At 66.5% G+C, this 5,226-nt stretch carries 5 protein-coding genes; all 5 read left to right on the forward strand.

The features are described from left to right. Positions 1-185 precede the first annotated feature (185 nt). The 5 genes from VIB55_RS21875 to ytpR all read left to right on the forward strand — a co-directional run bounded on the left by VIB55_RS21875 (position 186) and on the right by ytpR (position 4,866). A complete protein-coding gene (locus tag VIB55_RS21875; RefSeq protein ID WP_331878799.1) occupies positions 186-392 on the forward strand; it encodes a hypothetical protein in 207 nt (68 codons plus the stop codon). An 89-nt stretch (positions 393-481) separates the two neighbouring features. Next, positions 482-2,239, forward strand: coding sequence for an Ig-like domain-containing protein (locus VIB55_RS21880; RefSeq protein WP_331878800.1), 1,758 nt, complete (start codon positions 482-484; stop codon positions 2,237-2,239). 126 nt (positions 2,240-2,365) lie between these two features. Beyond that, a complete protein-coding gene (locus VIB55_RS21885; protein WP_331878801.1) occupies positions 2,366-3,670 on the forward strand; it encodes a DUF6973 domain-containing protein in 1,305 nt (434 codons plus the stop codon). A 13-nt stretch (positions 3,671-3,683) separates the two neighbouring features. Next, positions 3,684-4,142: a hypothetical protein gene (locus tag VIB55_RS21890; protein ID WP_331878802.1), complete on the forward strand. Its 459-nt coding sequence runs from the start codon at positions 3,684-3,686 to the stop codon at positions 4,140-4,142. 160 nt (positions 4,143-4,302) lie between these two features. After that, entirely contained in the window at positions 4,303-4,866 is a 564-nt protein-coding gene (gene ytpR / locus VIB55_RS21895) for a YtpR family tRNA-binding protein (RefSeq protein WP_331878803.1), read from the forward strand. Positions 4,867-5,226: the final 360 nt, after the last annotated feature.

Raw genomic sequence — 5,226 nt, forward strand, 5'->3', positions numbered from 1 at the left:
AGCGCCAGCGCCTCGGGCACCTCGTCGAAGATCTGCACCTCGGCGCGGCGCCAGCCGGGGTGCTGCGGAATCGCGTGCCGTTCGCCCATGAATGGCCCTTGCGTGTCATCGTCGTCCACCCATTTCGGACAGCATACGCGCACGGTGTCGGCCCGGCTAGCACGTAACCAGACAAAAGGAACGGGGTGCCCGGCCTGAAGCGGGACGCCGGGCCCGGTGCAGCTGACCGCGGCCCGAACCCTTGCGACCTGCTGACCACCCTCCCCGTCGGCCGAAAGCCCGCACGGCTGGACGACTTCGTTCCAGACGACATCGAGCGGATGCTCTCCGGCCCGTCCGAGCGGGGCTGCAGCATGCGCCTGTCGCTGGGCGCAGAAGTAAAACATCCGTGATGACGAGCACACTGGCTTACGCCGCCGCGGCCAGGAAACGCGGAGCGTGACAAGGCGGCATCAATGATTTACATATAAGGAGCGCGCTGATGCGCCCGCCGTCGCTCGCGGGGCAATCATCCTTTCGCCTTGGGGAATTCATGCGCTTCGCGATTTTCTTTCTATCTGCGGCTGCCCTTGGCTCGGCGGCGTGCGACCAGCCTTCCCGGCCGGAACCGGTGGCGTCGGTGTCCCTGAGCCCCGATACGGCGTTCGTCATGCTGACCAAGAGGGCGCAATTGACGGCGATGGCCCGGACATCCGCAGGGGCGGCGGTTTCGGGCGTGGCGTTCACATGGACGAGTTCGGACTCGACGGTCGCCACCGTGTCGGCGACGGGGCAGGTTGTCGCGAGGCAACGCGGGCATGCCACCATCTCGGCCTTCGCGGGTGGCGTGGGCGGCAGCGCGACGGTACAGGTCATTGGCGCTTCTGGTATTCGCGTCCTATCCGGGGGTGAGAGCCAGGATACGATCGACGCCATCTTGCCGGAGCTGCTCCTCGTGGAAGTGCGTGATGCTGGCGGCCAGCCTGTCTCAGGGTCGCTTGTTGCGTTTTCCGGCGAGCGGCCGCAGCGGGGCCGCCCCATCACGGTAGAGCAGCCGGAAGGCGGGGGGTTCAAGGACACGGTCCTGGTAAGCACGGACCCCGGCGGGAGGGCAGCGGTGCGGGTGCGGCTGGGGACGGGTTCCGGAGGTGCGGGCGTCGTCGTCGCGGTTCACGGCCAGACCGCGATGGACACGGTGCCGTATACCGTATTGCCGGGTGCCCCGGCCCGTGCCGAAATCGTGCCTCGCGACACCGCCGTGTCCCCGGGCGGCACGGTTGCCCTGCGCGGCTCGGTACTCGACCGTCACGGAAACCCGACGCCCGCCACGCTCGAGTTCCAGGTTGAGAAGGGGCCAGGGGCGGTGCATGCCCAGACGGGGGTGGTGACCACGGCCGGGTTCGGCACCACGGTCGTCGTCGGGCGAATGGGAGAGATCACCGATGCCGTGCGGGTTTCGGCCGTACCCGGAGGCACCCTGGCGATCGCGGACATTTCGAGCGGCCTGTACCTGGTGAACGTCGACGGAACGGGCGGACGGGTTGTTTCCGGGTGGGGGGGGTCGAGGAACCCGGCTTGGTCGCCTGATGGGAAGCGGGTCGTCTTCATGTATTCCAAGGGAGATCCGGGCCTGTTTTCCACCACGCGCCTCGGCCCTCCAGCACCCCTGCCGGATACGAAGGACGCCAGAAACCCCCGGTACAGCCGAGACGGACAGTGGCTGTACTTCCTAAGCGGCGCGGTCGAGGGAACACTGGGGCGCATTCGGCCGGACGGCACAGGACGGGAGCGTCTCACAACGGCCGAGGCTTCCTTCCAAGGCCGGTTTTCCCTTTCGCCCGATGGCCGGAGAATCGCGCATCACGTTATCGCCGGGCAAGACACGTTCATTCATGTGACCGACTTGGTTACGGGGCAGCGATCGGAGCCTCTGGCGCACGGCCGAGACCCTGATTGGTCGCCCGTCTCGGACCTCATCCTCTTCAAGCCAACCATCCCCTCGGAAGCGCCGCGTCTTCCTCGCTGGTCATTGGCGGTAATACGCGACGATGGCACCGGTTGGCGCGGGATTCTGCCGTCTGACCAGCGGCTCTTCTTCGCCCCGCCGCGATGGTCGCCCGACGGACGCTGGATCGCTGGCGCGAATGGCTCGACCGTTCTCCTGATCGAGGTAGAGACCGGGCTGCTGATCCGTGCCGGGCACTTGAAGAATTCACTAGTGAGCGAGATCGATTGGGGCCCGGCGCTCCCGCCGCCCTGATCCGCCCATGCTTCCGGAGGCTTGAGGCCCTGAGCAGGCGCACGCGCGGGCGGCTCGTCCGCTGTACGGGGCACCCGCGCGCCGACGTCCCCGCTCCAAGCCCGGCTTCGCGGGGGATCCTTGCGTGTGCGTATTGACCTCAATCAAACTCTACGCTACTTTAGGGACGGTACGTTTCTCCTGATCCTCTCTTTATCCCATCGAACAATGCATCCAAAGACTTCATGGGCCGGCCTGTGCAAGGCCGCCGCTCTGCTCGTTGCGCTCACCGTAGGCGCGTGCTCCGATGCGCCCACGGCAGCCGGCACGGGCAGCGTCTCGTTCGCTCGTGCCGGAGTGGCCCAGACCCCCCGCCTGGTGACGAAGTCGCCCACGTACCCGGCAATCGCGGTGTACATCGTTTTCCGTGAGTACGTAAAGCAGAACCCCGGCCTTCGCCGCCTGGACCATGACGACCCCACGTACCAGCGGTACATGGAAAAACGCCTGCGAGAACTGTATCCGCAGCGGGGATATGCGGGCATGATGCGCGAGGCGGTCGTGGAGATGAGGCAGTATCGCCGTGCCTGGCGCGAGTACGAGACTGAGGCTGGCGTTGGTGTGATGAGCACCGAACCGTGTTCCGGGGAGGAATATCAGGTCATCGAAGATCCCGAATGTGGAACTGGCGGGGGCGGCGCATCGGTGGTGTACGACGATGACCAGAGTTGGACGGCCCAGCAGGAGTTCGTCGTGGACGAGACGTACATCCCGACGGTTCAGGAGGAGGCCGACAGCCTTCAGGTTACCACTGCCGAAAACGATCTCCTCTACTACTACGAGGACCTTGCACGTGGGGAAAGCGGTTACCAGATCGCCGCCGCCGGCGGAGAGTATTCGCGCGACGACCTGATCCGCATGGCCGCGGCCGGGGTACGGCCCGGCGAGGTGACCGCCCAAATCTGGGGCCCGGTGATCACGATTCCGTTGGGGGTGGCTGCGTTCCTGGGGCCACGGATCCTGTTCTCGAAGCTACGTGCCGAGAGCGCGTCGGCCAGCTACTACCCGAACCTGAATCCCGGCGATACCCGCCGGGACGCGTTCCGCCACGTGTACGTCAACGTGATGCTGCGGAGGTACTGCTCGGGTCCCGTCGCCAAGGCGATCATGGACGCCCATGAGTGGGGGAGCGGTGCGTGGGGCGCGCGGGTCATGGACTATCACAACAATGACCTCGGCCGTGATGTCAAGTACAAACATTTCCGGGGACACTGGTTGTGGGACCGCTGGAGCTGGGGCGTGTGGGGCCACAAAGTGCGCCGCTATATCGATGATCCACAAACCGCCGCGTTCACCCCGGCTCTGCAATCCACGACTTTGACCGAAGACGCCGCGCGGCAGATCGAGAGCGGTGTGCCATCGTACAAGTACATCTACTTCTTACTTGACTAGCAAGGCGGGAATCGTGAAATCGCCACGCGTGTTTGTGCTGCTCCTCGCCGCGGTCCTCGCTTCCGGGTGCGAGTGGATCGACCGGTTGGCGGGGGAATACTCCGGTCCCATGCCGAAAAAGGTGGATGTGGTCGACGAGGCGGTAATCGTACGCCAATTCGCCCGGGATCCGGCGGGCACCCCCGAAGCTGGGCGGCTGCGTCGAATGCACCTGGATCGTGTAGCGTACATCGACGCGCGGGATTTCAGCGACGTGAACCGCGTCATCGCCGGCGAAACGGGTGACTTGACCGCACTGGTCGAATCACTGAACCTCGTGATCGGTGACACGGTCGTCATCACTGGGAACTACCAGGGCGTCTATCACGGCGGCGCGGCGACGGGGGTGGTGCCGAACTGGCCGGGAGACCGCTACATCGACTACCCCGTCGCCGTTCACCGGCTGGTCGAGATCCGGCGCAAATCGCCGTAGGTTCATACGAATCACGTGTTTACGTTGCTCCCGGCCGCATCCGCGGCGGGAGCTCGTGGCGTTATTTCGGCATGAGCCTTGTGAGCGGGCTCCCGCGAAGGCGCGCTTGGCGGTACGTTGGGGCTCCCGAGGGAATACCAACGATGGATGGAGCGCGCGCGTGAACGTCAGCCAGACCCTGTTGAACTCCCGCATCCCCAACCTGCCCGCGGACCCGGAGGAGGTCGCGGCTCTGCTGCGCGGCGCCGGCTTCGAGGTATCGCGCCTGATGCCGCTGGCGGAGCTGCTGCGCCCCGTGGTGGTGGCGCACGTGGAGTCCGTCACCCAGCACCCCAGCGCCGACCGGCTGAAGGTGTGTGTCGTGAACGACGGCACCGAGCAAAGGCTGCAGATCGTCACCGGCGCGGACAACGTGGCGGCGGGTGCGTACTACCCCGTCATCCGCAGCGGCGTACGGCTGCCCAACGGTACCAAGATCAAGCGCGGCAAGCTGCGCGGCGAAGTTTCGGAGGGAATGCTGGGATCCGCGGACGAGCTGGAGCTCGGCACGGACCACGCGGGGCTGATGACGCTCCAAGGGGAGCCCGCGCCCGGCACGCCGCTGCCGGACGTGATCGACACGCCGGGCGTGGTGTTCGTGATCGACGGCAGCCTGGAGCTGGACGAGATCGTCCGCGCGCTCGGCGGCGAAGCCCCGGAACGCGAGGTGGATCCGAACGAATAACGCAGGCGAGCCAAGGCGCTGCAGCGGTCATTGCAGGCCGAGGCCTCGGCTGCCGTGGGGCCCTCACCCCGCCGCGCTGACACGCGTGCGACCCTCTCCCGCAAGCGGGGGAGGGTGTACACACCACGCTTGGGCGGGCGGCATCCAGCACCGGAGCCGCGACAGGTCCTGTCATCCTGAGGCCCAGGCGCACCGCGCTGACCCGCAGCACACGCTGCGCGGGCCGAAGGATCTAACCGCGGAAACGTACAAACCAGGGGGCGGCAGCGGTCGCGTAAGCGTGGGCCTCGGCTGCCGTGGGGCCCTCACCCCGCCGCGCTGACACGCGTGCGACCCTCTCCCGCAAGCGGGGGAGGGTGT

This window comes from Longimicrobium sp., assembly GCF_036554565.1.
Classification (GTDB): Bacteria; Gemmatimonadota; Gemmatimonadetes; order Longimicrobiales; family Longimicrobiaceae; genus Longimicrobium.

Coding starts and splice junctions, on each gene's coding strand:
- VIB55_RS21880 (WP_331878800.1), top strand. CDS start 482: ATGCGCCCGCCGTCGCTCGCGGGGCAATCATCCTTTCGCCTTGGGGAA.